20 protein-coding genes and 3 pseudogenes are annotated in these 24,260 nt (G+C 74.0%); 11 read left to right on the top strand and 12 right to left on the bottom strand.

The genetic code is table 11. The annotated features are described in order from the left end of the window. The first annotated feature begins 233 nt into the window (after nucleotides 1-233). The gene (locus tag ACWDNY_RS00350; protein ID WP_451643436.1) at nucleotides 234-1,607 is read left to right on the top strand and encodes a wax ester/triacylglycerol synthase family O-acyltransferase; all 1,374 of its coding nucleotides are present in this window, start codon (nucleotides 234-236) and stop codon (nucleotides 1,605-1,607) included. A gap of 205 nt (nucleotides 1,608-1,812) precedes the next feature. Then, nucleotides 1,813-3,315, top strand: coding sequence for an SDR family NAD(P)-dependent oxidoreductase (locus tag ACWDNY_RS00345; protein ID WP_451643435.1), 1,503 nt, complete (start codon nucleotides 1,813-1,815; stop codon nucleotides 3,313-3,315). A 16-nt stretch (nucleotides 3,316-3,331) separates the two neighbouring features. On the opposite strand, the gene ACWDNY_RS00340 is transcribed toward ACWDNY_RS00345, so the two are convergent. Next, entirely contained in the window at nucleotides 3,332-3,790 is a 459-nt protein-coding gene (locus tag ACWDNY_RS00340; protein WP_451643434.1) for a hypothetical protein, read from the bottom strand. A gap of 474 nt (nucleotides 3,791-4,264) precedes the next feature. On the opposite strand from ACWDNY_RS00340, the gene ACWDNY_RS00335 reads away from it, so the two are divergent. Both ACWDNY_RS00335 and ACWDNY_RS00330 read left to right on the top strand, forming a co-directional pair. Beyond that, complete coding sequence (locus ACWDNY_RS00335) at nucleotides 4,265-4,438, top strand: hypothetical protein (RefSeq protein ID WP_361503177.1); 174 nt, start codon at nucleotides 4,265-4,267, stop codon at nucleotides 4,436-4,438. A 51-nt stretch (nucleotides 4,439-4,489) separates the two neighbouring features. Then, nucleotides 4,490-4,782, top strand: a pseudogene (locus ACWDNY_RS00330) (hypothetical protein). Here ACWDNY_RS00330 and ACWDNY_RS00325 read toward each other — a convergent pair. Beyond that, nucleotides 4,766-5,308 (bottom strand): GNAT family N-acetyltransferase, encoded by a 543-nt coding sequence (locus ACWDNY_RS00325; protein ID WP_451643433.1) that lies wholly within the window; start codon nucleotides 5,306-5,308, stop codon nucleotides 4,766-4,768. The pseudogene ACWDNY_RS00330 and the gene ACWDNY_RS00325 overlap by 17 nt on opposite strands. Nucleotides 5,309-5,342: 34 nt before the next feature. Between ACWDNY_RS00325 and ACWDNY_RS00320 the strand changes: the two are divergent. Continuing rightward, nucleotides 5,343-5,466: pseudogene (locus ACWDNY_RS00320) on the top strand (VOC family protein); the annotation flags it as partial. A 108-nt stretch (nucleotides 5,467-5,574) separates the two neighbouring features. Here the strand turns inward: ACWDNY_RS00320 and ACWDNY_RS00315 are convergent. Continuing rightward, a complete protein-coding gene (locus ACWDNY_RS00315; RefSeq protein ID WP_451643432.1) occupies nucleotides 5,575-6,921 on the bottom strand; it encodes an amidase in 1,347 nt (448 codons plus the stop codon). A 304-nt stretch (nucleotides 6,922-7,225) separates the two neighbouring features. Here ACWDNY_RS00315 and ACWDNY_RS00310 point away from each other — a divergent pair, with 304 nt between their 5' ends. After that, nucleotides 7,226-10,246 (top strand): alpha-mannosidase, encoded by a 3,021-nt coding sequence (locus ACWDNY_RS00310; RefSeq protein WP_451643431.1) that lies wholly within the window; start codon nucleotides 7,226-7,228, stop codon nucleotides 10,244-10,246. A 40-nt stretch (nucleotides 10,247-10,286) separates the two neighbouring features. On the opposite strand, the gene ACWDNY_RS00305 is transcribed toward ACWDNY_RS00310, so the two are convergent. Next, nucleotides 10,287-11,708, bottom strand: a complete 1,422-nt coding sequence (locus ACWDNY_RS00305) for a lipase maturation factor family protein (protein ID WP_451643430.1) — start codon at nucleotides 11,706-11,708, stop codon at nucleotides 10,287-10,289. Nucleotides 11,709-11,924: 216 nt separating this feature from the next. Continuing rightward, nucleotides 11,925-12,038 (bottom strand): annotated as a pseudogene (locus tag ACWDNY_RS00300) (TetR/AcrR family transcriptional regulator); the annotation flags it as partial. Between the two features lie 3 nt (nucleotides 12,039-12,041). On the opposite strand from ACWDNY_RS00300, the gene ACWDNY_RS00295 reads away from it, so the two are divergent. From ACWDNY_RS00295 to ACWDNY_RS00285, 3 genes are all read left to right on the top strand, one after another. Then, nucleotides 12,042-12,179, top strand: a complete 138-nt coding sequence (locus tag ACWDNY_RS00295; protein ID WP_451643429.1) for a hypothetical protein — start codon at nucleotides 12,042-12,044, stop codon at nucleotides 12,177-12,179. A 96-nt stretch (nucleotides 12,180-12,275) separates the two neighbouring features. Then, entirely contained in the window at nucleotides 12,276-14,366 is a 2,091-nt protein-coding gene (locus ACWDNY_RS00290) for a SpoIIE family protein phosphatase (protein WP_451643428.1), read from the top strand. 115 nt (nucleotides 14,367-14,481) lie between these two features. Beyond that, the gene (locus tag ACWDNY_RS00285) at nucleotides 14,482-15,348 is read left to right on the top strand and encodes an Fpg/Nei family DNA glycosylase (RefSeq protein WP_451643427.1); all 867 of its coding nucleotides are present in this window, start codon (nucleotides 14,482-14,484) and stop codon (nucleotides 15,346-15,348) included. 216 nt (nucleotides 15,349-15,564) lie between these two features. Here ACWDNY_RS00285 and ACWDNY_RS00280 read toward each other — a convergent pair whose 3' ends face one another. From ACWDNY_RS00280 to ACWDNY_RS00270, 3 genes are all read right to left on the bottom strand, one after another. Next, nucleotides 15,565-16,215, bottom strand: coding sequence for a zf-HC2 domain-containing protein (locus tag ACWDNY_RS00280; protein ID WP_451643426.1), 651 nt, complete (start codon nucleotides 16,213-16,215; stop codon nucleotides 15,565-15,567). 140 nt (nucleotides 16,216-16,355) lie between these two features. Continuing rightward, a complete protein-coding gene (locus ACWDNY_RS00275) occupies nucleotides 16,356-16,871 on the bottom strand; it encodes a hypothetical protein (protein ID WP_451643425.1) in 516 nt (171 codons plus the stop codon). 151 nt (nucleotides 16,872-17,022) lie between these two features. Beyond that, nucleotides 17,023-17,571, bottom strand: a complete 549-nt coding sequence (locus tag ACWDNY_RS00270; RefSeq protein ID WP_451643424.1) for a sigma-70 family RNA polymerase sigma factor — start codon at nucleotides 17,569-17,571, stop codon at nucleotides 17,023-17,025. 211 nt (nucleotides 17,572-17,782) lie between these two features. Here ACWDNY_RS00270 and ACWDNY_RS00265 point away from each other — a divergent pair, with 211 nt between their 5' ends. Then, nucleotides 17,783-18,949 (top strand): CapA family protein, encoded by a 1,167-nt coding sequence (locus ACWDNY_RS00265; protein ID WP_451643423.1) that lies wholly within the window; start codon nucleotides 17,783-17,785, stop codon nucleotides 18,947-18,949. A 65-nt stretch (nucleotides 18,950-19,014) separates the two neighbouring features. Here ACWDNY_RS00265 and ACWDNY_RS00260 read toward each other — a convergent pair whose 3' ends face one another. Next, complete coding sequence (locus ACWDNY_RS00260; RefSeq protein ID WP_451643422.1) at nucleotides 19,015-20,427, bottom strand: amino acid permease; 1,413 nt, start codon at nucleotides 20,425-20,427, stop codon at nucleotides 19,015-19,017. A gap of 106 nt (nucleotides 20,428-20,533) precedes the next feature. Further along, the gene (locus tag ACWDNY_RS00255) at nucleotides 20,534-20,998 is read right to left on the bottom strand and encodes a universal stress protein (protein WP_451643421.1); all 465 of its coding nucleotides are present in this window, start codon (nucleotides 20,996-20,998) and stop codon (nucleotides 20,534-20,536) included. A gap of 177 nt (nucleotides 20,999-21,175) precedes the next feature. On the opposite strand from ACWDNY_RS00255, the gene ACWDNY_RS00250 reads away from it, so the two are divergent. Then, complete coding sequence (locus ACWDNY_RS00250) at nucleotides 21,176-22,009, top strand: polysaccharide deacetylase family protein (RefSeq protein ID WP_451643420.1); 834 nt, start codon at nucleotides 21,176-21,178, stop codon at nucleotides 22,007-22,009. A gap of 16 nt (nucleotides 22,010-22,025) precedes the next feature. On the opposite strand, the gene ACWDNY_RS00245 is transcribed toward ACWDNY_RS00250, so the two are convergent. Together ACWDNY_RS00245 and ACWDNY_RS00240 are read right to left on the bottom strand one after the other, a co-directional pair. After that, nucleotides 22,026-22,700 (bottom strand): class F sortase, encoded by a 675-nt coding sequence (locus ACWDNY_RS00245; protein ID WP_451643419.1) that lies wholly within the window; start codon nucleotides 22,698-22,700, stop codon nucleotides 22,026-22,028. Between the two features lie 263 nt (nucleotides 22,701-22,963). Then, on the bottom strand, nucleotides 22,964-24,097 hold the full coding sequence (locus tag ACWDNY_RS00240) for a hypothetical protein (RefSeq protein WP_451643418.1): 1,134 nt from the start codon (nucleotides 24,095-24,097) through the stop codon (nucleotides 22,964-22,966). Nucleotides 24,098-24,260 lie beyond the last annotated feature (163 nt).

Raw genomic sequence — 24,260 nt, 5'->3', positions numbered from 1 at the left:
TCCGCACCGGCGGCGCCGCGGTGATGCCGAACGCGTGCCCGACGTGACGCGCCACCCGGCGGAGGCGCCCCCTCCGCCGGGGAAAGTGGCACCATCTGCCCCATCCGTCCTGTCTTCTCCCGCGGAGGGGACGTAATCTGCCGTTAACCGAGCGTAGCGTTTCCGCGCTTGACCGTAATCGGTCAAGAGCGGTTGACCGCAGGCTCACCCACCGTCGACGCGAGGCAAGCACATTGACTTCCGACCTGCTGGCTCCCCTCGACCTGGCGTTCTGGAACATCGAGTCCGCCGACCACCCGATGCACCTCGGCGCACTCGGGGTGTTCTCGGCCCACTCGCCGACCGCCGGTGCCCACGCGGCCGATCTGCTCGCCGCCCGCGCGGCCGCCGTCCCCGGCCTGCGCATGCGCATCCGGGACGTCTGGCGACCGCTCGACCTGCGGCAGCCGCTGACGCGCGGACTCAGGCAGCCGCTGTCCTTCGGCGGCGCGGCGCGCGAGCCCGACCCCGGATTCGACCCGCTGGACCACGTCCGGCTGCACGCCCCGACCGCCGACTTCCAGGCCCTGGCCGGCCGGCTCATGCAGCGGCCGCTGCAACGCAACCGGCCGCCGTGGGAGGCGCACGTGCTGCCCGGGGAGGACGGGGTCTCCTTCGCCGTGCTCTTCAAGTTCCACCACGCCCTCGCCGACGGCCTGCGCGCGCTCACCCTCGCCGCGGCGATCCTCGACCCGATGGACTGGCCCGCACCGCGCCCCCGCCCCGCAGAGCCCCCGCGCGGCCTGCTGTCCGACGTGCGCAGGCTGCCCGGGCTGCTGCCCGGACTGCTGCGCGGCGCGCTGTCCGACGTGGCCCGCGCCCTGGACATCGGCGCCTCCGTCGCCCGTTCCACCTTCGCCACGCGCTCCACGCCCGCCCTGACCGCCGAACCGACCGGCACCCGCCGCACCGCCGGAGTGGTCGTCGACATCGACGACGTGCACCTGGTCCGCAAGGCCGTGGGCGGCACCGTCAACGACGTGCTGATCGCGGTCGTCGCGGGAGCCCTGCGCCGCTGGCTGGACGAGCGGGGCGACGGCAGCGAGGGCGTCGCGCCCCGCGCCCTCATCCCGGTCTCCCGGCGCCGCCCGCGCAGCGCCCAGCCGCAGGGCAACCGCCTGTCCGGCTACCTGATGGAGTTGCCGGTCGGCGACCCCGACCCGCTGCGCCGCCTCGACGCCGTCCGCACGGCCATGGACCGCAACAAGGACGCCGGCCCCGACCGGGGCGCGGGCGCCGTCGCGCTGCTCGCCGACCACGTGCCCGCGCTCGGCCACCGGCTCGGCGGACCGCTGGTCGGCCAGGCGGCCCGGCTCTGGTTCGACATCCTGGTCACCAGCGTGCCGCTGCCCGGCCTCGGTCTGCGGCTCGGCGGACACCCGCTCACGGCGGTCTATCCGTTCGCACCGCTCGCCCCCGGCCAGTCCCTGGCCGTCGCCGTCTCCACGTACCGCGGGGCCGTCCACTACGGCCTGGTCGCCGACGCCAAGGCCGTGCCGGACCTCCACCGGCTGGCCGGCGCCGTGGCCGAGGAGGTGGAGACCCTGATCACCGTCTGCGGGCCCTGAGTACCCCGTTCCCGGGCGCTCAGCGGCGTCGCGGCCCGTGCCCGGGGCGGCCGCGCCGGGCCTCCCGGCGGTCACCGCGCGGCCGGCCCGTCCCCGGGCTGACCGCGATCGGGTTTGGCGGTGCGGCCCGGCGCTCCGTACAATCCCCGGTTCGAAAGCGGGCGCGAGTCGGAGCGCTGCGCGGGTGATCAGGAACGGCAGCGCGATGACGGTGACAGAGGACGGCCCGGCGACCACGGCGGACGTGGCGACGCCCACGCCGGGCGACGAGGCGGCGCACGCGCCGGGCATCGACCCCGAACGCCTCGCCGTGTGTCTCGGCGTGCTGGAGGAGCTCGACCGGCTCGACGTCGACCACCCCGACGCCGTCAGGGTGCGCCGGGCCACCTCGCACATCTACCGCACGGTCAAGCAGCGCCGCCGCCAGGAGCGCCGGGCCGCCAAGACCGCGCACGACCGGGCGGTCACGGAGGCCACCGCCACCGGCTCCGCCCAGCGCATCGACGACGAGACGGAAGGCGTCCTGCCCTCGTCGGCGACGCGCGAGGGCCAGATCGCGGGCATCCTCCAGCGCCCCCGCTCCTGCTACACCTGCAAGCAGCGCTACGTCGAGGTCGACTACTTCTACCACCAGCTCTGCCCGGCCTGCGCCGCCGAGAACCGCGCCCGCCGCGACGCCCGCGCCGACCTCACGGGCAAGCGCGCCCTGCTCACCGGCGGCCGCGCCAAGATCGGCATGTACATCGCGCTGCGGCTGCTGCGCGACGGCGCGCACACCACGGTGACCACCCGTTTCCCCAACGACGCGATCCGCCGCTTCAAGGCCCAGCCGGACAGCGGCGAGTGGATCCACCGGCTGAAGATCGTCGGCATCGACCTGCGGGACCCGGGCCAGGTGGTCGCGCTCGCCGACTCGGTGGCGGCCGAGGGCCCGCTGGACATCCTGATCAACAACGCCGCCCAGACCGTACGGCGTTCCCCGCAGGCCTACAGCGAACTGGTCGCCGCCGAGTCGGCCCCGCTGCCCGCCGGTGAGCTGCCGGCCGCCGAGGTGATCGGCACCTTCGGCTCCGGCGCCGTGGCGGAGCTGCCGGTCGCGGGCGGCGGCGCGCTGACCGCGCAGGACGTCACCGACCTCGCGCTGGTCTCCGGCTCGGCGTCCCTGGAGCGCATCGCGGCCGGCACGGCGATCGACGCGGGCGGCCTGGTGCCGGACCTGCACGACACCAACAGCTGGATCCAGACGGTGGAGGAGGTCACGCCCGTCGAGCTGCTGGAGGTCCAGCTGTGCAACTCGACGGCGCCGTTCATCCTCATCAGCCGTCTGCGCCCGGCCATGGCGGCCTCGTCGGCCCGCCGGACCTACATCGTCAACGTCTCCGCCATGGAGGGCGTCTTCGACCGCGGCTACAAGGGCGCGGGGCACCCGCACACCAACATGGCCAAGGCCGCGTTGAACATGCTCACGCGCACCAGCGCGCAGGAGATGTTCGACACGGACCGCATCCTGATGACGGCCGTGGACACCGGGTGGATCACGGACGAGCGCCCGCACCCGGACAAGATCCGCCTCGCCGACGCCGGCTTCCACGCCCCGCTCGACCTGGTCGACGGCGCGGCCCGCGTCTACGACCCGATCGTGCGCGGCGAGGCGGGCGAGGACCTGTACGGCGTCTTCCTGAAGGACTACGCGCCGGGCAAGTGGTGACCCTCGCGGTGGAGGGTCAGTCCATTGCGCCCAGCCGGGCGCTGCCGGCCGCCACCAGATCGAGGACCGTCCGCCAGTCCTCCAGGACCCCCGCGTCGAGCCCGGCCGTCCGGGCCTCCTCGCTCGCCTGGCGCAGGCTCTGCACGTCGTCGTCGGCCGGGCCGCCGCTCCCGTCCGCCGGGCATGCGCGCACGAGCCGGGCCACGCGGTCGCCGAGCAGGGCGCGCACCGCGGCGGCCGCCCGGTCCGCGCCACGCTCGGCCCCCGCGCCCGGCCAGAGCAGCCGGTCGATGCCGTGCACGAGCCCCGCGACCTGCAGTTCCTTGTCGGCGGGGCGGCGCCGACGCAGCAGTGCCGCGGTGCGCAGCGCGTGGTCGTGCAGGTCGGCCCCCCGGTCCCGGCCGTCCGGCGGCAGGGCGGCGCCCCGGCAGGTGTACAGCAGGTCCATCAGCTCCTCGACGCCGCGCAGTTCCATGCGTCAGTCCAGTCCTCTCGCGGGGCGGCCGTTGTGGTGGGGGCAGCAGAACAACACGGTGGGCTTGCGGCGCGGCCAGCGTCAGGCGAACGGCGCGACCTTCGCGGTGCTCCGCGCGACAGCCGCGCTCACGTAGCCCGAACGAGTGAATCCGGCCGAGTCGCCATCGGGTGAAACCGCCCGAAAGGGGTGCAATAAACACGGTTGACTTGGGATAGTTACCCATTGTTTGCAGCCCCATCGAGCGCGGGGGTGCTCATTTGGTTAATCTGGAGTAGACGGGCAGCATCAAAGGGGTTGCATCCACACCCGTGGTCCGTCCCGGGGCAAGCCGGTGCACAGCGGCCTGCCCGGACTCGAGTCGCTGGCGCCACCGCGTCCGACCCGCCTTGACCAAGACCCGAGCGGGCGTCAGGCGCCGGACAGTGAACTGGCCCCCCGCCCCGAGGGTGACCGACACATAAGGAGTGCGCGGTGACACCGGAGAAGACGAATCGCGAACAACGCCCCAAGGACCGTGCGGAGCGCGCGGGCCGCCGGCCCGGAGAACTCGGCAGCCTGGACGTGTGGGCCAGGTCCGCCCCCATCCGCCTGGCCGGATACGAGGACGACCTGGCCGAACCCCACATCCTGCCCAGCGTGGACTGACGGGCGGGACGCCGCGATCGCCGACCGCATGGGCGTGCGAGACTCGCGCCCATGCTGATCAGAGAGGCCGTGGCCGACGACTGGCCGCGGATCCGGCCCTTCTGGCACCGCATCGTCGCGGCCGGCGAGACCTGCACCCGGGACCCGGCACCTCGGACGCCGAGCACGCCCTGAGCGCGGCCAGGGCCGTCGGCTACCGGGGCATGGTCTTCAACACCGTCGTCGAGACGAGTCCGGCCGTCGGCCTGTGGACCTCGCTCGGCTTCCACGTGCTCGGCACCGACAAACCTGCGGTCCGCTACGAGGCTACCGTCCTCGTTGCCGCCGTCAACGAGTGGTTGTGACGTACTGGTCCGACAACTTCTCGAACACCCGTACTTGCCGGCCACCCGTGGGATTCACGGCCTCACGGAAAAGATGCATCCCCAGCTTGGTCATGATCCGTTCGGAGGCGCCATTGCCCACTTGAGCGATGCTGACGATCCGCTCCAGCCCGCGCTCTTCGAACCCGAACCGTACAGCGGCCGCAGCGGCCTCGGTGGCCAAGCCCTGCCCCCAGTGGGAACGTCCCAGCCGCCAGCCGACCTCAACCGCCGGCAGTACCTCCGGCAAGAAGTTGGGCACCGAAAGGCCGGTGAACCCGGCCAGCTCGCCAGTGGACCGGATCTCCACGGCGAACAGGCCGAAGCCCTGTGACTCCCACTCGCTCTCCCATACCTGGACCCTGCCGCGAGTCTGCCGTTCGTCAAGGACCCTGCCGTCGCGGATCCACCGCATGACCTCGGGGTCCGCATTGATGGCGGCCATGGGCGCAATGTCTTCCTCGCGCCAGCGACGCAGGATCAAACGGGGAGTCTCAAGCGTGACCATTTCATCATCCTGGATCTCAAATGGGCTCCGCAGTGATCCCTCAGGTGTGGGTCCGCGCCTTTACTTCCAGTGCGTCCCGGAAGGCAAGATCGTCAAGAATCGGGTGCATCTCGACGTCCGGGTCGGCAGGGCTCGTGGGGGACGAGCGCCTCGCCGCGAGGTGGTGCAGCCGGGCGGTGGGAGCACGGCTGTGTGAACGTCGTCGCCTGTCAAACGGCAGTCACGAAGGATCTTCCCCTCCCGGGTCCCGGGGACGAGCGGTCCGTTCAGCCGCCCAGTGGCGCCGTCCGCTGCCAGGGGTGCAGGTGCTCGATCTGCTCCGCCAGGTCCAGCAGGGCCGCCTCCGAGCCGGGCCGGCCCACGAGCTGGACGGCGCAGGGCGCACCCGAGGGCAGGGTGCCGAACGGGACGGCCATCGCGGGCCAGCCGGTCAGGTTCCAGGGCGGCGTCATGGGTGAGTAGGCCGTGTTCGCCAGGAGGTTGCGCAGCCAGCCCCGCTCGTGCCAGGGCCCGGCCTGCGGGGAGCGGCGGGCCAGCGCCGGAGTCACCAGCACGTCGTGCTCCGTGAAGAACGGCTCGAGGCGCCGCCGCAGCCGCTCCCGCGCCGTGCCGGTGCGGACCCCGCTCAGGAACCGGCGGCCGACCGCGGCGTGGACCCGCGTGCGCCGGGTCAGCCGCCGCGGGTCGAGCGCGGCCGCGTCCACCGCCGTGCCCGCCGTCCAGTGCCGCACGGCCGTGACGCCGAGGTCCGGCGGGTAGGGCGGGTCGGCGCGGCGCACCCGGTGGCCCGCCTCGGCCAGCAACCGGGCCGCCTCCCGGGCGGCGTCGGCGTAGGGCCTGCTGACCGTGACCCCGACGAGGGGACTGCGCAGGGACACGGCGATCGACCGTACGGGAGGATCCTCCTGGCGCACCACGTCGGTGCCCGCGAGGACCGACAGCATCAGCCGGGCGTCCGCGACCGTCGTGGCGAGCGGGCCGTTCTCGGACATGCCGAACCAGTCGCCCTCGCCGATGCCCGCCGGCACCACGCCATGGCCCGGCTTGATGGTGACCAGGCCGCAGTTGGCGGCCGGGATGCGCAGCGATCCCATGCCGTCGTTGCCGAGGGCGAGCGGCACCATCGCGGCGGCGACGGCCGCGGCGCTGCCGCCGGACGAGCCGCCCGCCGTGCGCGAGGTGTCCCACGGGTTGCGGGCGGTGCCGTGCACGCCCTCGGTGGTGCCGAAGACGCACAGCTCGGGCACGTTGGTCAGCCCGACGACCACCGCTCCCGCCGCCCGCAGCCGGGCCACGGTGACGTGGTCGTCCGTGACGGGCGTGTCCGGGGTGGCGGCCGACCCGACCCGCAGTGACTCGCCCCGGACCGCGAGGTTGTCCTTGACGGCCACCGGCACCCCCGCGAGGGGCAGTCCGTCCAGGTCGGGCCGGGCCCCGACCTCGTCGGCCTCGGCGAGGGCCGCCTCCGCGCGGACGGACCGGAACGCGCCGATCCGGCCGTCGAGCCGTGCGATCCGGTCGAGGTGCTCGGCCACCACCTCGCGCGGCGTGGCCCGCTTCTCGCGTACGGCGGCGGCGATCTCGGCGGCACTCCGGCCGACCCAGCTGGTCACGGGCGCTCCTCGGAAGGGGACGGGCAGGTCAGTAGGCCGCGAGGCCAAGGTCGTACTCGCGAGTACACAAGAGAACTGTGCCCCGTCGCGGGCGCCGCGTCGAGAGTTGCCGCACTCCCGCGTACGACGTTCCCGCCCTGCGGGCACGGCGCGCATCGGTCCGGGCGGCCCGGACCGGCACCGCGGGAGCCGGTGGCACGGTTCGCACGCCCCGTGGCGGGGGAGCAGTACACCTCGTCGGCCCCCGCGACCGTCGCCCCACCCCGGCAACCGCCCGCTGACGTACGACCTGTGGAGCAGCCGCATGCATGACGACCGCAGCCTGGTCGAGGCCCGCCTCCGGCGCGTGCTCGACGAACGCATCCGCCCCGCCGTCCATCCCGAGTCCGTGCCGCTGGACGTGGCGGTGTGGCACGCGCCCGGCGGCCCCGTCCCGGTCGCGGAGGGAATCGCGGCCGTGACCGAGCCGATCACGGTCGGCACCCGGTGGGGCGCCCCGTGGGGCACCAGCTGGTTCCTGGTGACCGGGACCGTGCCCGAGGCGTGGGCCGGGCGGACCGTGGAGGCGCTGCTGGACCTCGGCTTCGACGGCGGCATGCCCGGCTTCCAGTGCGAGGGCCTCGTCCACCGGCCCGACGGCACCCCGGTCAAGGGCCTCAACCCGCTCAACCAGTGGGTGCGGATCGGCGCGCCCGTCACGGGCGGCGAGGAGGTGCGGCTGCACATCGAGGCCGCCTCCAACCCCGTCGTCCTCGGCGGCCGCCCGTTCACGCCCACCCACCTCGGCGACCTGGCGACCGCGGGCAGCGAGCCCCAGTACACGCTCGCCCGCACGGACCTCGCCGTCTTCGACGAGACCGTGTGGCAGCTGGTGATCGACCTGGAGGTGCTCGGCGAGCTGATGGCCGAGCTCCCGGCCGAGTCGGGACGCCGCTGGGAGATCCTGCGGGCGGTGGAGCGGGCGCTGGACGCGGTCGACCTGCGGAACGTGGGCGGGACGGCGGCCCGCGCCCGGGCGTGCCTGGCCGGTGTGCTCGCCGCGCCCGCCTCCGCCTCCGCCCACCGCGTCAGCGCCGTCGGGCACGCGCACATCGACTCGGCGTGGCTGTGGCCGCTGCGCGAGACCGTGCGCAAGGTGGCCCGGACGGCGGCGAGCATGACCGCGCTGCTCGATGACGACCCGGACTTCGTCTTCGCCATGTCGCAGGCCCAGCAGTGGGCCTGGCTGAAGGAGCACCGTCCCGAGGTGTGGGCGCGGGTGAAGAAGGCCGTGGCGGGCGGGCGGTTCGTGCCGGCCGGCGGCATGTGGGTGGAGTCGGACACCAACATGCCCGGCTCCGAGGCCATGGCCCGGCAGTTCGTGCACGGCAAGCGGTTCTTCCTCGACGAGTTCGGCATCGAGAACGACGAGGCATGGCTGCCCGACACCTTCGGGTTCGCCCCGGGGCTGCCGCAGATCATCCGGGCGGCGGGCTCCACGCGGCTGCTGACGCAGAAGATGTCCTGGTCGCAGACGAACAGGTTCCCGCACCACACGTTCCTGTGGGAGGGCATCGACGGGTCACGCGTGTTCACCCACTTCCCGCCGGTCGACACCTACAACTGCGCCATGCACGGCCGCGAGATCGCGCACGCGGCCCGCACCTTCCGGGACAAGGGCGTCGCCCGGCACTCCCTGGCGCCCACCGGCTGGGGCGACGGCGGTGGCGGCACGACACGCGAGATGGTCGCCAAGGCGGCCCGGCTGCGCGACCTGGAGGGCTCGGCGCGGGTGGCGTGGGAGACACCCGCCGCCTTCTTCGCCAAGGCCGAGGCCGAGTACCCCGAGCCGCCGGTCTGGGTGGGCGAGCTGTACCTGGAACTCCACCGCGGCACGCTCACCAGCCAGGCCGGGACCAAGCGCGGCAACCGGCGCAGCGAGCACCTGCTGCGGGAGGCGGAACTGTGGGCGGCGACCGCCGCCGTCCGCACCGGCTTCCGCTACCCGTACGAGACGTTGGACCGGATCTGGAAGACGGTGCTGCTCCACCAGTTCCACGACATCCTGCCCGGCTCATCCATCGCCTGGGTGCACCGCGAGGCAAGGGAGGTCTACGAGCGGATCGCCGCCGAGCTGGACGCGATCGTCGTCGCCGCCCAGCGGGCTCTGGCCGGTGAGGGCACCGTCCCCCTGGTGTTCAACGCGGCGCCGCACGCCCGGGCCGGAGTGCCGGCGGGCGGCGCGGCGACCGGGTCGGCCGGGGGTGCGACGGCGCTCGCGCCCCGCGAGGGCGGCGGCTTCGTCCTGGACAACGGGCTGCTGCGGATCGAGGTGGACGGGCAGGGCCTCGTGGTGTCCGCGTACGACCTCGCCCGCGACCGCGAGGCGATCGCCCCCGGCGGCGCGGCGAACCTCCTGCAGCTCCACCCCGACCTGCCGAACAAGTGGGACGCGTGGGACGTGGACGCCTTCTACCGCAACACGGTCACCGACCTCACCGGCGCCGACTCGGTCACGGCCGGCGACGACGGCGTGTCCGTGCGGATCGTCCGGTCCTTCGGCGCCTCCCGGGCCACCCAGGTGCTGACGCTGCCACCGGGGGAGCGGCGCCTGGTGGTGGACACGGAGGTCGACTGGCACGAGACGGAGGCGTTCCTGAAGCTCGCCTTCCCGCTCGACGTGCACGCCGAACGGTACGCCTCGGAGACCCAGTTCGGGCACCACCACCGGCCCACGCACACCAACACCTCCTGGGACGCGGCCCGGTTCGAGGCGTGCAACCACCGCTTCGTGCACGTCGCCGAACCCGGCTGGGGCGTCGCGATTGTCAACGACTCCACCTACGGGCACGACGTGACCCGCTCGGTCCGCACCGACGGCGACCGGGGCACGACCACGACCGTCCGCGTCTCCCTGCTGCGTGCCCCGCGCTTCCCCGACCCCGGGACCGACCAGGGCGTGCACCGCTTCCGGCACGCGCTGGTGCCCGGGGCGGACATCGGGTCCGCCGTGCGCGAGGGCTGGCGCGTCAACGTCCCGGAGCGGCGGAGGACCGGCGCCGCCGAGGTCGCCCCGCTGGTGACGGTCGACGACGACGCGGTCGTCGTGACGGCGGTGAAGCTGGCCGACGACGGCGGCGGAGACGTCGTGGTCCGTCTCCACGAGGCCCACGGGGGACGCGCCCGCGCCACCCTGACGGCGGGCTTCGAGGTCGCGGACGTCCTGGTCACGGACCTGCTGGAGCGGCCGCTGCCCGACGTGACGGCACCCGAGAGGGACGGCGGCCGGATCGCGCTCCGGCTGCGCCCGTTCGAACTGGTGACACTGCGGCTGCGGCGCGGCTGAGCCCGGACGGCGGACGGCCCACGCCGCCGTGAACGCGGGCTCAGCCCCGTTCGGCCACCGCCGACAGCCGGGTCGGCGGCAGGTACTCCCGCACGTAGGTCCGGTCCCACCAGGCGCCCGTCGCGCGCAGCTCCTGCCAGGTGGTGAAGCGGTACCGGAAGAGGCGGGCGCGGATGTGGCGCGGCGGTTCACCGGGTGGGAAGGGGGAGCGGCGCAGCAGCCCGAGGGTGTCCCGGTCGTTCTCCAGCAGCCGCTCCACCAGGGCGCCGAACCAGGCGCCCGCGTACGCCGGGGACAGGGCGGCGAACCACATCATCCAGTCCAGCCGCAGGTGGTAGGGCGCGAACTGGCGCGGCAGGCGCCGTGGGTCCCCGGGCTTGCCCCTGAACTCGTACTCCCGCCAGTCCGAGTCCTCGCGGGGCACCTCGTCGAGCGTTCCCTCGATCACCACCTCGTAGCGGACGCGGCTGATGCTGCCGAACGCGCCGTAGGTGTTCACCAGGTGCAGCGGGTCGAAGGAGCGGTTCATGACCTGCCGGCGGGAGACCAGGTTCAGCGCGGGGCGGTAGCTGAGGAACAGCACGAGGGCGGCGACCGCGAGCACCACCACCTCGTACCACAGCGGGGGGCCGGCCACGGAGGGCGGCCGCGCCGGGAACCGGACCGCCGACAGCGCCAGCACGATGGTGATCCAGTTCAGCCAGGCGAAGTTGCCGGAGAGCACCAGCCAGAGCTGGGTGAGGATCATCAGCGCGGCGGCGGCCGTGGCGACGGGCTGGGGCGTGAACAGCAGCACCGGCACGACGAGCTGCGTCACGTGGTTGGCGGCGACCTCCACGCGGTGCAGCGGCCGCGGCAGCCGGTGGAAGAACCAGCTCAGCGGGCCGGGCATCGGCTGGGTCTCGTAGTGGTAGTACAGGCAGGTCAGCTGCCGCCAGCAGGGGTCACCGCGCAGCTTGATCAGACCCGCGCCGAACTCGACGCGGAACAGGACCCAGCGCAGCAGGAACAGCACGAGGACGGGCGGGGCCACCTCGTCGTTGCCGAGGAGGACGGCGAGGAAGCCGGTCTCCAGCAGCAGCGACTCCCAGCCGAAGGCGTACCAGGTCTGGCCGACGTTCACGATCGACAGGTACAGGGCCCACGGCAGGAGCCACAGCAGCATGGCGCCCCACAGCGGCAGCCAGGAGTCCAGCCCCGCCAGCAGGGCCGCCGACACGGCACACCCGGTCCACGCGCAGAGGGCGAAGAACCGGTCCGAGTAGTGCAGGTGGAACAGGCTCGGCGCCCGCCTGAACGGCACCCGCGCCACGAAACGGGGTACGGGCAGCATGCCGCGCTCGCCCAGCAGCGCCCGGAACTGCAGGGCCGCCGTCAGGAACGCGACGAGGTACACCGCCGCCAGGGCCCGCTGGAACACCAGCCGGGTCAGCCAGTAGTCGGGTGCGGTGAACCACTCCACGGCCGTGCGCTCCTTTCCCGACCGGCCCCGGCCGGCCCGCCCGCCTCGTCCGGTGGGGCCCGAGTGCCCGTCCCGACGTCACCCCTACCCCGTCGCGCGACCGGTCTTCGGGCCCGCGCCGCGTCGCACGAGGTCGGCGGCCCCCGGGACTCCGGGCCGCGCGCCGAGCGGCCCCCGCGCCCGGCTGCCCGCCGACGGCCGGGCGGGCGGCGCCTGCTCCGCCGCCACGATGCGCTCGACCGCGGCCGTCACCAGTTGCTCGCGTTCCGCCTCCGTGAAGACTTCCGGCAGGGTGAGCTGCTCGACGATCAGCCAGTTGATCACGACCAACCGGTGATCAGGAACCACCCGGTGGGGGCCGGCGCCGGCATCCCGCTCTTCGACGGCGCCCTCGACCCCACCGTCCTCGACGTCCGCGAGCGCACCGCCTTCGCCGCCGGCGTCACCCTCACCCGCCGCCCCCGCCGCTGAGGCGGCCGGCGGGCCCTCACCCGCCGCGATCCGTGCCCCACGACCCGCTTCCGGCCACCACTCGAAGATTCCGGCAAACCCTGGCAAGGTGGCTCCATGACCGAACGGGGAGCGAGCGCCCTGTCACTCCCGGAGGACTGGCCCGCCCACCCGGACCCGATCCTGGCGCTCAACCGCATGGGCAGCTTCGACTGGGACCTGGACACCGGTCTGATCGCCATGGACGCCCAGGCGCGGGAGATCTTCGACCTGTGCCCCGGCGAGTTCGACGGCCGCCCCGAAGCGTTGTCCGTCCGGATGCCGCGCGCCGAGAGCCACCGCCTCGACACCCTGATCGCGCAGGCCATCAAGAACGGCCGGGAGAACTACGGCGCCTACTTCCGCCTCCGGCGCCGCGACGGCACCCTGCGCTGGGCCCACACCCAGGGCTACATCCGGCGCGACGAGACGGGCCGGCCCCGCCGGATCATCGGAATCATCCGGGACGCCACCCAGGAACTCATGGAGGGCGCGGCCCGCGGGCACGAGGCCGCGCCGGGCGTCCGGCGCGACCAGACCGGCGTCGTGGAGGTCGCCACCGCCGCCCTCGCCCACGCCCGCACCGTGCAGGACGTCGTCGACGTCGTCACGGAGGCCCAGGGGCTGACCCTGCTCGGCGCCAAGAGCCTGGTCCTCGGCCTGGTCGAGGCCGGCCGCATCCGCATCATCGCCGAGGGGCCCGCGGGCAGCTCCGTGCCCGGCACCGAGCTGACCGGGATCGAGGAGCCGTATCCGATGAGCGTGGCGGTGCGGACGCTCAGTCCCTGCTTCATCGAGTCCCCGGAGGACTTCGCCGAGCGCTTCCCCGTGCTGTGGCCGCACATCACCGGCCTGGGCATCACCTCGGCCGCCTATCTGCCGCTGATCGCCCAGGCCCGCCCGATCGGTGCCTTGGGCCTGCTCTACGACGACCGGCGCGGCTTCTCCCCCCAGGAGCGCAACGTCCTCGTCGCCCTCGGCAGCAGCATCGCGCAGGGCCTGCAGCGGGCCATGCTGTACGAGCAGGAGAAGGACCTCGCCCAGGGCCTTCAGCAGGCCATGCTGCCGCGCACCATCCCGAGCGTGCCCGGCGCCGACGTCGCCGTCCGCTATCGCGCCGGCCGGGCGGGCGGCGTCCCCGGCCGCGACATCGGCGGCGACTGGTACGACCTGATACCGCTGCCGGGAGGCCGTGTCGGTGCCGTCATCGGCGACGTGCAGGGCCACGACACGCACGCCGCGGCCGTGATGGGCCAGCTGCGCATCGTGCTGCGCGCCTACGCCGCCGAGGGCCACACACCCGCCACCGTGATGGCCCGGGCCTCGGTCTTCCTCCACGAGCTCGACACCGACCGCTTCGCGACCTGCCTGTACGCGGAGGCCGACCTGTCCACCGGTGTGGTGCAGGTGGTGCGGGCCGGCCACATCGACCCGCTGGTGCGCGGCACCGACGGCACCTGCCGCCGGATCGCCGTCGAGGGCGGTCTGCCCCTCGGCCTGTCCGCGGAGTTCGGCAGCCTGGAGTATCCGGTCTCCACGCTGGAACTGGACTCCGGAAACACGCTGGTGCTGTGCACCGACGGCCTCGTCGAACAGCCCGGCGCCGACCTGGACGACGGCATACGCGAGCTCGTCTCGCTCGTCGCCGGCGCCCCGGAGGACGTCCACGACCTCGCCGACCGGCTCATCGACGTGGCCGAGGAGCGCGAGGGCGACGACGACGTGGCACTGCTGCTCCTGCGCCGGCGCGGCCTGGCCGAACGGCGGCCCGTCGGCCGGCTCCAGCAGCACGTCGCACCCGGTGACCCGCAGGCCCTGGCCGAGGCCCGGCACACCATCCGCACGGCCGTCCGCGCCTGGGGCGCCCGGGAGCGCTCCGAGGAGATCGAGCTCGTCGCCGACGAGCTGATCACCAACGCCCTGATGCACACCGAGGGCGCCGCGACCGTCACCCTGCGGGTCCTCACCGGCATCCACCGCGAACGGCGGCTGCGGATCGAGGTCGAGGACTCCTCCAGCGTCCTGCCGCGCCGCCGGGAGCCGGGGGAGGCCGGTGTCTCCGGCCGGGGACTGCTCCTCGTCGACCGGCTCACCGACGTGTGGGGCGTGGAGGCCCGGGGCGGCGGCAAGTGCCTGTGGTGCGAGTTCACGGTGCCGGACCGGGACTGAGCACGCCGGTCTCGCCCCACGGTGCACACGCCGGGCCCGCCGTACGCCGCGTGCACCGGCTCCGTGCGCGCCCGGCTTCCGTGGCGCCGGCGGCGCCGGGTGGCACTCTGGACGTATGCCGGAGCTGCCCGAGGTCGAAGCGCTGAAGGACTTCCTGGCCGAGCACCTGGCCGGCCACGAGGTGGTCCGCGTGCTGCCCGTCGCCATCAGCGTCCTGAAGACGTACGACCCGCCCGTGACCGCCCTGGAGGGGCACAAGGTCACCGCGGTGGCCCGGCACGGCAAGTTCCTGGACATCGGCACGGACGGCGGCCTGCACCTCGTGACGCACCTGGCCCGCGCGGGCTGGCTGCGGTGGAAGGACCGGCTGCCGGACGGCCCGCCCCGGCCCGGCGGCAGGAACCCCCTCGCCCTGCGCGTCGCCCTGGAGACCGGCGCCGGCTTCGACCTCACCGAGGCGGGCACCCAGAAGCGGCTCGCGGTGTACGTCGTCCGGGACCCGCGAGAGGTGCCGGGCGTGGCCGGCCTCGGTCCCGATCCGCTCGCCGACGGCTTCGACGAGGCGCGCCTGGCGGGCCTGCTCGCGGGGGAGCGGCGCCGGATCAAGGGCGCGCTGCGCGACCAGAGCCTGATCGCCGGTGTGGGCAACGCCTACAGCGACGAGATCCTGCACGCGGCGCGGATGTCCCCGTTCAAGCTGGCCGCGTCCCTGACGCCGGAGGAGACCCGCCGGCTGCACGAGGCGCTGCGGACCACCCTCACGGAGGCGGTCGACCGCTCGCGCGGCCTGGCCGCCGGACGGCTGAAGTCGGAGAAGAGGAGCGGCCTGCGGGTGCACGGCCGCACCGGCGAGCCCTGCCCGGTCTGCGGTGACACCATCCGCGAGGTCTCCTTCAGCGACTCCTCGCTGCAGTACTGCCCCACCTGCCAGACGGGCGGCCGGCCGCTGGCGGACCGCAGGATGTCCCGGCTGCTGAAGTGACCGCCCCCGCCGGGCCCTGTCGTCGAAGTCGCGTCGTCGCCGGAAGGGGCCAAGGGCCGTCCCGTGATCCCCGGCGGGCGCACGACGACAGCCACGGCACCTCGCCGCGTTGCCGGATCGCCCTGATACGCCCCGTATGAGGGCGACTCTCCGCCCTGCGATGCACCGCGCCCGATGCCGCGCGCCGACCCACCGCGGATCACGGGACGACAGCCCTCAGGGGGAGGTGAGCGTCACCAGGGAGTGCCCGTCCTCGGTGCGGACCTCGAAGCGGGCGATCTGGTCGGGGTGCATCGCCGCACCGCCTGCCATCGTGTTCGGCCGGGTGTCGTGCGAGGGCACGGTCCAGCTGGTCACCGTCTGCTCCGAGCCGTCCCGGCCGACGGCGACGAGCCGGCACGGGCGGGGCCCGGCCCCGTCCCTCACCTGGACCTCCACCGAGCTGCCCCAGTCCGCGTCCTCGGCCCTGACCTGCGCCCACACCCCGGTCGTCGCGTCGGTGGCCGCCACCCGGACCGGTCCGTCCCCGTGTCCGGCGGTGACCGCGATCGCGGGCCCGCCCACGGCGAGCACCACACAGGCGGCCAGGGCCCACAGCAGGCGCCGGCGGCCGGCCCGGTGCTGCCGGGCCACCTCGCCGACCAGCCGTTCCAGCAGCCGCGGACCGGGGTGGGCCATGGGGTGCACGAAGCGCGGCGTCGCCCGCCGGTACAGCAGCAACTGCCGTGTGGTGGGACCGAATTCGGTCACGTGCGCCGCGCAGCGAGGGCACTCCATGAGGTGGTCCTCGAAGCGGAAGGCCTCCGCCTCGTCCAGCACGCCGAGCGCGTACGCGCCGACGTCGCGATGCCTTTCCAGGGACCTCATGCCGAATCCTCGTGCCTATGGGTGCGGGTGGGGTTACTCCTTGCTCCCACCCGTACGCAGCCGACGGCCGAATCACTCAAGGCCCCGGGGAATCGCGGCCAAGATGTTCGGAGCGGCCCGGCCCGCGGATTGGTCGGGTTCTAGAAAAGGTGGATGGCGAGGTGACCGAGGGGCAGTCCGAGCTGCCACGCGGGGGTCCAGACCTGCGGTCCTTCGTCCTCGCCGGCCAGGCCGGCGCCGTCGGGGACCGCGTTCAGGTCGGGGGCCAGCAGCTCGGTCTCCTCCAGCCAGCGCCAGGCCGCCTCGGCCAGCGCCAGGTCCGGCGACGGCTCGCCGCAGGCGCGCGCGTCGGCCGTGAGACGGGCCATGCGCTCCGCCACCCAGTCCTGCCACGGCTGTTCGTAGGCGGTCAGTGACAGCCAGGTGTCCAGCTGCGAGACCACCCGGATGCCGGGCAGCTCGCCCCCGGTGTCCGACAGGAAGATCGTCAGCGCCAGGGCGTCCCGCCCCGCGCGGAACTCGAAGGACGTCGGCGGCATCAGATCGCCGGTGCGCAGCAGCTCGTCGGCGATGTACTCGGCGTAGAACCACGCCATGGGGACGGCCGGTTCACCGTCACCGGTGCCCTCCGTGCTCTCTTGCCCTCTGTGCAGCATCCCTTCCTGCCTCTCCTCCGGTGCGCGCGCGTCGCCCGACTCCCGGGCCCTGGGGAGCAGGGCCCCGTCCGGAACACGGATGAGGACAGCCGATTACTCAACCCCGGTCCTCGGCAAGGGGCTTTACGGAGGCTTGACCCGAGGGCCGGTTTCACCGCAGGTCGGCCGTGTATCCCGGAAGCACCCGGCGCAGGGCGCGCAGCGCGTAGTACGCGCGGGACTTCACGGTACCGGGCGGGATGCCGAGGGCCTCGGCCGCTTCCGCCACGCTCGCCCCCTGGAAGTACACCAGCACCAGGACCTCACGGTGCTCGGGGGTGAGTGTCTTCACAGCCTCGCGCACGTCCAGCGTCGCGGCGGCCCGCTCGGCGTGGTCGGCGATCACCCGCGCGTTCTCGAGCACGGCGTCCCCGACCTCCGGAGGCCGGGCCTGCCGGGCCCGGCGCGCGTCGATGGCGAGCCGGCGGGCCACGGTCAGTAGCCACGGCCGGACCGAGTCGAAGGCGTCGGCGCGCAACGCCTCGGGGTGCTGCCAGGCGCGCAGCAGCGTCTCCTGCACGAGGTCCTCGGCGCGCTGTCGGTCGCCGTCGCACAGCCGCAGCAGCAGTGCGAACAGCGGCCGGCCGTGCTCGCGCTGCAGCGCGGCGAGCTCGTCCTCGGCGGTCGTCGTCCCGCGGGCGGGGGAGGCTGTGGCCGTCATGGCCGTATGGCAGCGCAGGGCGGTCGGCGGGGACAGGGCGTGCGCACGGCTGTGCGGCGGACGGTCGATCGCGTCGGCGAACGGTACGACGAACGGTCCCCTCCGCCGGGTCACCGCACCCGTACGGGTTAACCCGGATGCCCATTCCGTTTGCGGAGGGCCGCGATTTCGTACCCATGTGTCTGTCCTACGACCGCAGTGAGGTGAACTGATGATCGCACGCAGACGGCAGGCGGCCCTGCTCGTGACGGCCCTCCTCGCCGCGGCCGCCGCCTGCCAGGCCCACAACCGGGCGCACGACGACTCCGCCGGGCACCTGGGGCCGTCGGCGGGCCGCGGCTTCACCCTCGTCGCCACCGGCGACGTGATCCCGGACGACTCGGTCCTCGAGCGGGCCTCCCACGACGCGAGGAGCGCGACGGGACCGGCGGGCGCGGGCCACGACTTCGGGCCGATGCTCGCAGGGGTCAGGCCGCTCGTCTCCCGTGCCGACGTGGCCCTGTGCCACATGGAGACCGCGTACGGCGCGCAGGGCGCCTACAGCGGAGCCCCCCTCTACAAGTCCCCGCCCGAGGTGGCACGCGCCCTCGCCGCGACCGGCTACGACGGCTGCTCCACCGCGTCCGAGCACACCCTGGACGACGGTGCCGCGGGCATCCGGCGCACCCTGGACGCCCTCGACCGCGCGGGCGTGCGGCACGCCGGATCGGCGCGCACCGAGGCCGAGGCAGGCCGCGTCACACTCCTGCGCGCCGGACGGGCGCGGCTGGCCCACCTGTCCTACGGCTACGGCTCGAACCGGCCCCTTCCGCCGGGACAGCCGTGGGCCGTCGACCTGATCGACGAGGCGCGGATCGTCGCCGACGCCCGGGCCGCCCGGCGGGCCGGCGCCGACGTGGTGGTGGTGTCGCTGCACTGGGGCACGGACCGGCAGGAGGCCCCCGACCAGCAGCAGCTGGCCCTGGCCCGGCGGCTGACCGCCTCCCGCACGGACGGCCGTCCCGATGTCGACCTCCTCCTCGGCACGCACGTGCACGTCCCCCAGGCCTACGAGAAGGTCAACGGCACGTGGGTGGTCTACGGCATGGGCGACCAGATCGCCGGGCAGCTCACCGACGGCCGGGGCACCCCGGACCCGCGCGGCAACCAGAGCACGCTGGCCCGGTTCACGTTCGCACCGCCCGCGCGGCCCGGCGGCCGCTGGGAGGTCACCAGGGCGGAGTTCGTCCCGCTGGTGTTCGACCCCGGCGCCGGCCGCGTGGTGGACGTGCAGGAGGCCCTCACCCGGGGCGCCGGCCTCGCGGGCGTACGTGACCGGATCCGCGCGGTCGTCCTCAGCCGGGGCGCGGCGAAGGACGGTCTGACGGCGGGCCGGTGACCGGGGGCGGCGTCGCCGGCCCGCCGGGCAGGACTGCCGCCGGGCAGGACTGCCGCCGGGCAGGCCTAACGCCGCGCCAGCGCCGACCGCTTGTACGAGTAGCCGAAGTAGATCACGCACCCGACGAGGAACCACACAGCGAAGCGCACCCAGGTCTGCCACTGCAGGAACGTGATCAGCCAGATGGAGAAGACGGCACCCAGCGCGGGCACGAAGGGCATCCACGGCGTGCGGAAGGTGCGTGGCAGGTCCGGCTGCCGGTAGCGCAGCACGATCACCGCGGTGCACACCACCACGAATGCCAGCAGGATGCCGATGTTGGTCAGTTCGGCCGCCTCGGCGATCGGCAGGAACCCGGCGATGGCGGCCGACGCCGCCCCGACGATCCACGTCACGCGCGTCGGCACGTGCCGCGTGGGGTGCGTCTTGGCGAACCACCGGGGCAGCAGCCCGTCCCGGGACATGGCGAACCACACCCGGGTCACGCCGAGCATGAACGTGAACATCACGGTGAGGATGCCGATGATGGCGCCGACCGCGACGACGTCCGCCAGCCCGCTCAGGCCCACCGACTCGAACGCGGTCGAGAAGCCGCTCTCCTTGTCGATGTCCTTGTAGTTCTGCATGCCCGTCAGCACCAGGCAGGCCGCGACGTACAGCACCATCGAGATCACCAGGGAGTAGATGATCGCCTTCGGCATGTGCCGCTGTGCGTCCTTCGACTCCTCCGCCGCCGTCGACATGGCGTCGTAGCCGAAGACCGCGAAGAACACCGTCGCCGCCCCGGTGAACACCCCGCCGATGCCGTACGGGAAGAAGGGGTGGTAGTTGGCCGTGGTGATGTGGAAGACGCCGACGCCGATCACCAGCAGCACGACCAGGACCTTCAGGGCGACCCCGAACGTCTCGAAGCGGGCCGCGCTGCGGATGCCGAGGTTCAGCAGCCACGCGATGAGCAGGCACAGCACGGCCGCGAACAGGTCCACCCGGTGCCCGCTGCCGGTTCCCGGCGCCCCCAGCATCCACGGCGGCAGGTCGGCGCCCAGCGCGTCGACGAGGAAGCCGAAGTAGCCCGAGATGCCGATCGCGACCACCGCCACGATCGCGGTGTACTCCAGCAGGAGGTCCCAGCCGATGAACCAGCCGGCGAACTCGCCGAGCACCGCGTAGCCGTAGGTGTAGGCCGAGCCGGCCTTGGGGATCAGGCCCGCGAACTCGGCGTACGACAGGGCCGCCGCCGCGCTGGCGAGACCGGCGACGAGGAAGGAGACGACCACCGCGGGACCGGCGGTGCCGTTGGCGACCGTCCCGGCCAGGGTGAAGATGCCCGCGCCGATGATGCCGCCCACGCCGATGGCCGTCAGCTGCCACAGTCCGAGCGACCGTTCGAGCCGGGGGCCCTCGCCGACTTCCGTCTCCTCGATGTGTTCGATGGGTTTGCGGCGGAGAACGCCTTCACCCATCCGGAGCCCGGCCATGCGCCTCACCTCTTCGCGGACGGCAAACGGCTGACGGTCGGATCATGCCCGCGTACGGAAGACGGCACGCACCACCCCTCCGCCGCGGCCGGACCGGTGCGACGGCTCAGGGCACCACCGTCACCGGCCACCGCCCGGCCTTCACCAGACGGACCGCGACCGAGCCGATGATGCGGTGCCCGGCCTGCTCGGAGGCACCCACCACCACGGCGTCCGCCTTCAGCTCGTCGGCCGCCCGCACGAGGCCGTTGTAGGGGTCGCCGCGGAACGTGTGGAACTCCCACCGGACCTCGAATATCCCCTTCAGCCGCCGGGCCGACTCGCGGATGTGCTGGACGAGTTCCTCGGCGATCTCGTCGGTCGTCCCGGACACCGGCGCGCCGAGCGCCGCCCCGGCCGTCATCACCGGCTGCACGTAGACCACGGCGAGCAGCGCCCGCTGCCGGCGGGCCAGACCCGCGGCGTAGGCGGCGGCCCGCATCGAGGACTCGGAGCCGTCCACCCCGACGACGATCACCTTCGGGCCGTCCGTGCCCCGCTCGAACCGGTGCGAGTGCTGCTGTTCCGTCACGGCGGTGAGGCTATCGGAGCCCGCGGAACGTCCCGCTCCGCGGGGACGCGCGGCCCGCCCGCGGGGGACACGGCCGGCCGCCGGGTCCGGCGCCGCGCGGCCGTGATCGCTGGGCCGGGCGGGTACTTCCCGTCGCCGCACCGGTGCCGTGACGGCCCATCGGGCGAGTGATTAATCATGAAAGAGGATCAGATGCTAACGCGGCGCCGGGCATTGCTGGCCGCGGCCGCCGCCCTCGGGGCGGCCGGTACGGCCGGGGCCCTGCTGTCTGGTTTCGGCTCTCCCGCCCGGCCGGCCGCCCCGGCCGCGGGCCCCCCGGCGCGCGGCGTCCCCCGGCCGTCCGCCTACCGCCTCCGGCCGCTGGCCGGTGCCGGCCCGGGCGAGTCCCTGCCCGGACCGGCCCGCGTCCGGCACGAACCGGTCATGCGCGTGTCCGGACGCGGCCGCAGCATGCTCCTGACCTTCGACGACGGCCCCGACCCCCACTACACCCCACAGATCCTGGAGACCCTCGCGAGGTACGACGTCCGCGCGACGTTCTTCGTGTGCGGCGAGATGGCCGACTGGAACCGGAAGCTGCTGGCTCGGATGGCCGACGAGGGACACGTCGTCGGCAACCACACCTGGTCCCACCCGCTGCTCACCCGGCTCGGCCGGGCACGGATCCGCTCCGAGATCGAACGCACCAGCGAGCTCATCGAGAAGACCTGCGGCGAGCGGCCGCTGTGGTTCCGCGCCCCCTACGGCGCCTGGAACCGGGCGGTCTTCCAGTTCGGCGCCGAGCTCGGCATGGAGCCGCTGGCCTGGACCGTCGACAGCCTCGACTGGACCAGACCCGGCACCCGCACCGTCGTCGACAACGTCCAGAGCGGCGCGGCGCCCGGGGTGATCGTGCTCTCCCACGACGCCGGCGGGGACCGCTCGCAGACCGTCCGTGCGCTGCGGACCTACCTTCCGCGGCTGCTGGACGACGGCTACCACCTCACCGTGCCGCGCCGCGCTTACCTGTGACGGATCCGCGGAGCGCTCAGCAGACCCCCACGAGACGGGCGAAGACGACGACGTTCCCGTCGTACCCGGTCCCCTCGGAGAAATCGCCGCCGCAGGTGATGACCCTCAGCTCCGGAGTCCCCCTGGAGCCGTAGACGCGGTCGCCGGGGAAGCCGTCCTTGGGGACCACCTCGACGCCGTAGACCTCGAACACGGCCGTCTTCCCGTCCCGGCGCGCGATCTCGACGTGACGGCCCTTCCCCAGCGCCCCGAGTCCGTAGAACACGGCGGGCCCCGCAGCGTTGTCGACGTGTCCGACGACGACGGCCGTCCCCTTCTCACCGGGGGAGACCGCGCCGGTGAACCAGCCCGCCAGACGGGGATCCTCCGGCGGGGGCGCACTGATCCAGCCGTTGGCGTCCAGACCCACCGGCGTGACGGGCGCGTCGACGTGGATGGCGGGGATCCTGACCCGGTCGGGCACCGCGTACGGCAGCGGACGCGCGGCGGCGGCCGTGGCGCCCGGTGAACGGCCGCTGTCCGGGGCGACCGCCGTGACGGGCTGCGGCGGTCCCGCGCCGAACCCTCCCGAACCACTCCTGACGAGCGCTATTCCGCTGATCAGAACCAGCGCTGTCACACCCCACGAGACCCGCTTCCCGGGCGGCTCCCGACCCTCCTCGGTGGTTGCGGACAGCTCGCTCACAGACATGCGCCATCCCTTCCCGGCCCGCCGGCACCCGTCCTCCGCGACGCATACCGGAACGCTAGACCGGGCGCGGGGGACCGGCGACGGGGCGGATGCGAACGGGTGGACCGGTTGCGCGGTGCGGTGCGGTGCGCTGCGGTGCCGTGCGGTCCGGGCCGGACGGCCGTCGCGGGGCCGTGCGGCGCCGGTGCCGTCCTGACGCCGGTGACCCGCGGTGCCGTCCGCCGGCGCCATGCCGGGCGTGCCGTCCCAACGGGCCGGGCTGCTCAGACGCCGTCCGTGTCGCCACGGCGGCGTGCGAGGTAGTACGCAGCACCGAGCGACCCCCCGACGAGCGCGGTGCCCATGCCGACCTCCCCGAGGTCGAAGCCGGCGAGGGTGCCGCCCTCACCGGCTTGGACGTCGTGCCGGGAGGGCCCGGGCCCGCCGCCGTCCTTGCCGGTGCCGCCGACGATCCTCAGATCGGCCGAGCGGGTGCCGCCGTCGCAGACGAACGTGACCTGGTAGACGGCACCCGGCCTGGCGTCCGGGTCGACCCGCGCCGACTCCGATGCCCGGCCCGGCGGAACGGGAACGGTGTCGAAGACGCCCGAGGACACCGTCGCCGCCCCCCGGCAGCCGTCGCGGCCGCGCTCGACCCGCAGGGTGACCTGCCCGCCGGGCGCGACGCTGGACGGCAGGACGCCGAAGCCGAACGTCCCCCGGTGCAGACCGCCGTCACCACCGTCGGGCGAACGGCTGCCGCCACCGCCCTCCGCCGAAGGGCTCTCGCCGCTTCCGTCTGCGCCGCCGCTTCGGTCTCCGTCCGTGCCGCCTTCGCCGCCGTCTGCGCCTCCGCCCGTGGCGCGGTGGCTGCCGTCACCGTCCTGCGCCGAGCGGCTGCCGCCGCTTCCGTCTGCGCCGCCGCTTCTGCTTTCGTTCGTGCCGCCTTCGCCGCCGTCTGCGCCTCCGCCCGTGGCGCGGTGGCTGCCGTCACCGTCCTGCGCCGAGCGGTCTTCGCCGGAGCCGTCCGGCGAACGGTTCCCACCCCCGTGGCTGTCGCCGTCCTCCGTCCACGGACGGCCCTCACCCCCGTCCTGCGCCGTGCCGCCGCCACTGTGGCCACCGGCGCCGCTTCCGCCCCGGTGACCGCCTCCGCTGCGGTCGGAGCCGCTGCCTGGGCCGTCCCCGAAACCGCCCGCATGGCCGTCGGCTCCGCCCGCGTCGCCACCGCCCCCCGAGCGGCTTCCGGCGCCGCCGGGGTGGCGGAGGCCGTGGCCGTGGGGCCCGTCGGAGGGGCCGTGCGGGCCGAGCGAGGGGCCGTACGAGGGTCCGTCGTCGTTAGCGATGACGGCAGGGGCGCACAGGGCGAGGGCGCCGACGCCCAGCAGCGCGGCCGCGGCACCGCGGATCACCCGCATGATGTGTCCTCCGGGTCCCCGAGGAGCCGCTGCGGACCTGTTCCGCTCGCGCCGGATGTGCACCTCGACGTTCGGAACGCTAGGAAGAGGCGCACTCCGGCGCGATCGCACCGGGGCGAACGGCGCAACGGCGTCGGCCGGACGGGGGAGACGTTCACACGCC

The organism is Streptomyces sp. NPDC003697, from assembly GCF_053587115.1.
The sequence above is the reverse complement of the archived record's forward strand: the minus strand, read 5'-3'. Positions and strand labels throughout refer to the sequence as shown.

Excerpts from the sequence above, each read along its gene's own strand:
- ACWDNY_RS00345 (WP_451643435.1), top strand. The coding sequence starts at position 1,813 with ATGACGGTGACAGAGGACGGCCCGGCGACCACGGCGGACGTGGCGACG.
- ACWDNY_RS00340 (WP_451643434.1), bottom strand. The coding sequence starts at position 3,790 with ATGGAACTGCGCGGCGTCGAGGAGCTGATGGACCTGCTGTACACCTGC.
- ACWDNY_RS00325 (WP_451643433.1), bottom strand. The coding sequence starts at position 5,308 with ATGGTCACGCTTGAGACTCCCCGTTTGATCCTGCGTCGCTGGCGCGAG.
- ACWDNY_RS00310 (WP_451643431.1), top strand. The coding sequence starts at position 7,226 with ATGCATGACGACCGCAGCCTGGTCGAGGCCCGCCTCCGGCGCGTGCTC.
- ACWDNY_RS00290 (WP_451643428.1), top strand. The coding sequence starts at position 12,276 with ATGACCGAACGGGGAGCGAGCGCCCTGTCACTCCCGGAGGACTGGCCC.
- ACWDNY_RS00285 (WP_451643427.1), top strand. The coding sequence starts at position 14,482 with ATGCCGGAGCTGCCCGAGGTCGAAGCGCTGAAGGACTTCCTGGCCGAG.
- ACWDNY_RS00280 (WP_451643426.1), bottom strand. The coding sequence starts at position 16,215 with ATGAGGTCCCTGGAAAGGCATCGCGACGTCGGCGCGTACGCGCTCGGC.
- ACWDNY_RS00275 (WP_451643425.1), bottom strand. The coding sequence starts at position 16,871 with ATGCTGCACAGAGGGCAAGAGAGCACGGAGGGCACCGGTGACGGTGAA.
- ACWDNY_RS00270 (WP_451643424.1), bottom strand. The coding sequence starts at position 17,571 with ATGACGGCCACAGCCTCCCCCGCCCGCGGGACGACGACCGCCGAGGAC.
- ACWDNY_RS00265 (WP_451643423.1), top strand. The coding sequence starts at position 17,783 with ATGATCGCACGCAGACGGCAGGCGGCCCTGCTCGTGACGGCCCTCCTC.
- ACWDNY_RS00260 (WP_451643422.1), bottom strand. The coding sequence starts at position 20,427 with ATGGCCGGGCTCCGGATGGGTGAAGGCGTTCTCCGCCGCAAACCCATC.
- ACWDNY_RS00250 (WP_451643420.1), top strand. The coding sequence starts at position 21,176 with ATGAAAGAGGATCAGATGCTAACGCGGCGCCGGGCATTGCTGGCCGCG.
- ACWDNY_RS00245 (WP_451643419.1), bottom strand. The coding sequence starts at position 22,700 with ATGTCTGTGAGCGAGCTGTCCGCAACCACCGAGGAGGGTCGGGAGCCG.
- ACWDNY_RS00240 (WP_451643418.1), bottom strand. The coding sequence starts at position 24,097 with ATGCGGGTGATCCGCGGTGCCGCGGCCGCGCTGCTGGGCGTCGGCGCC.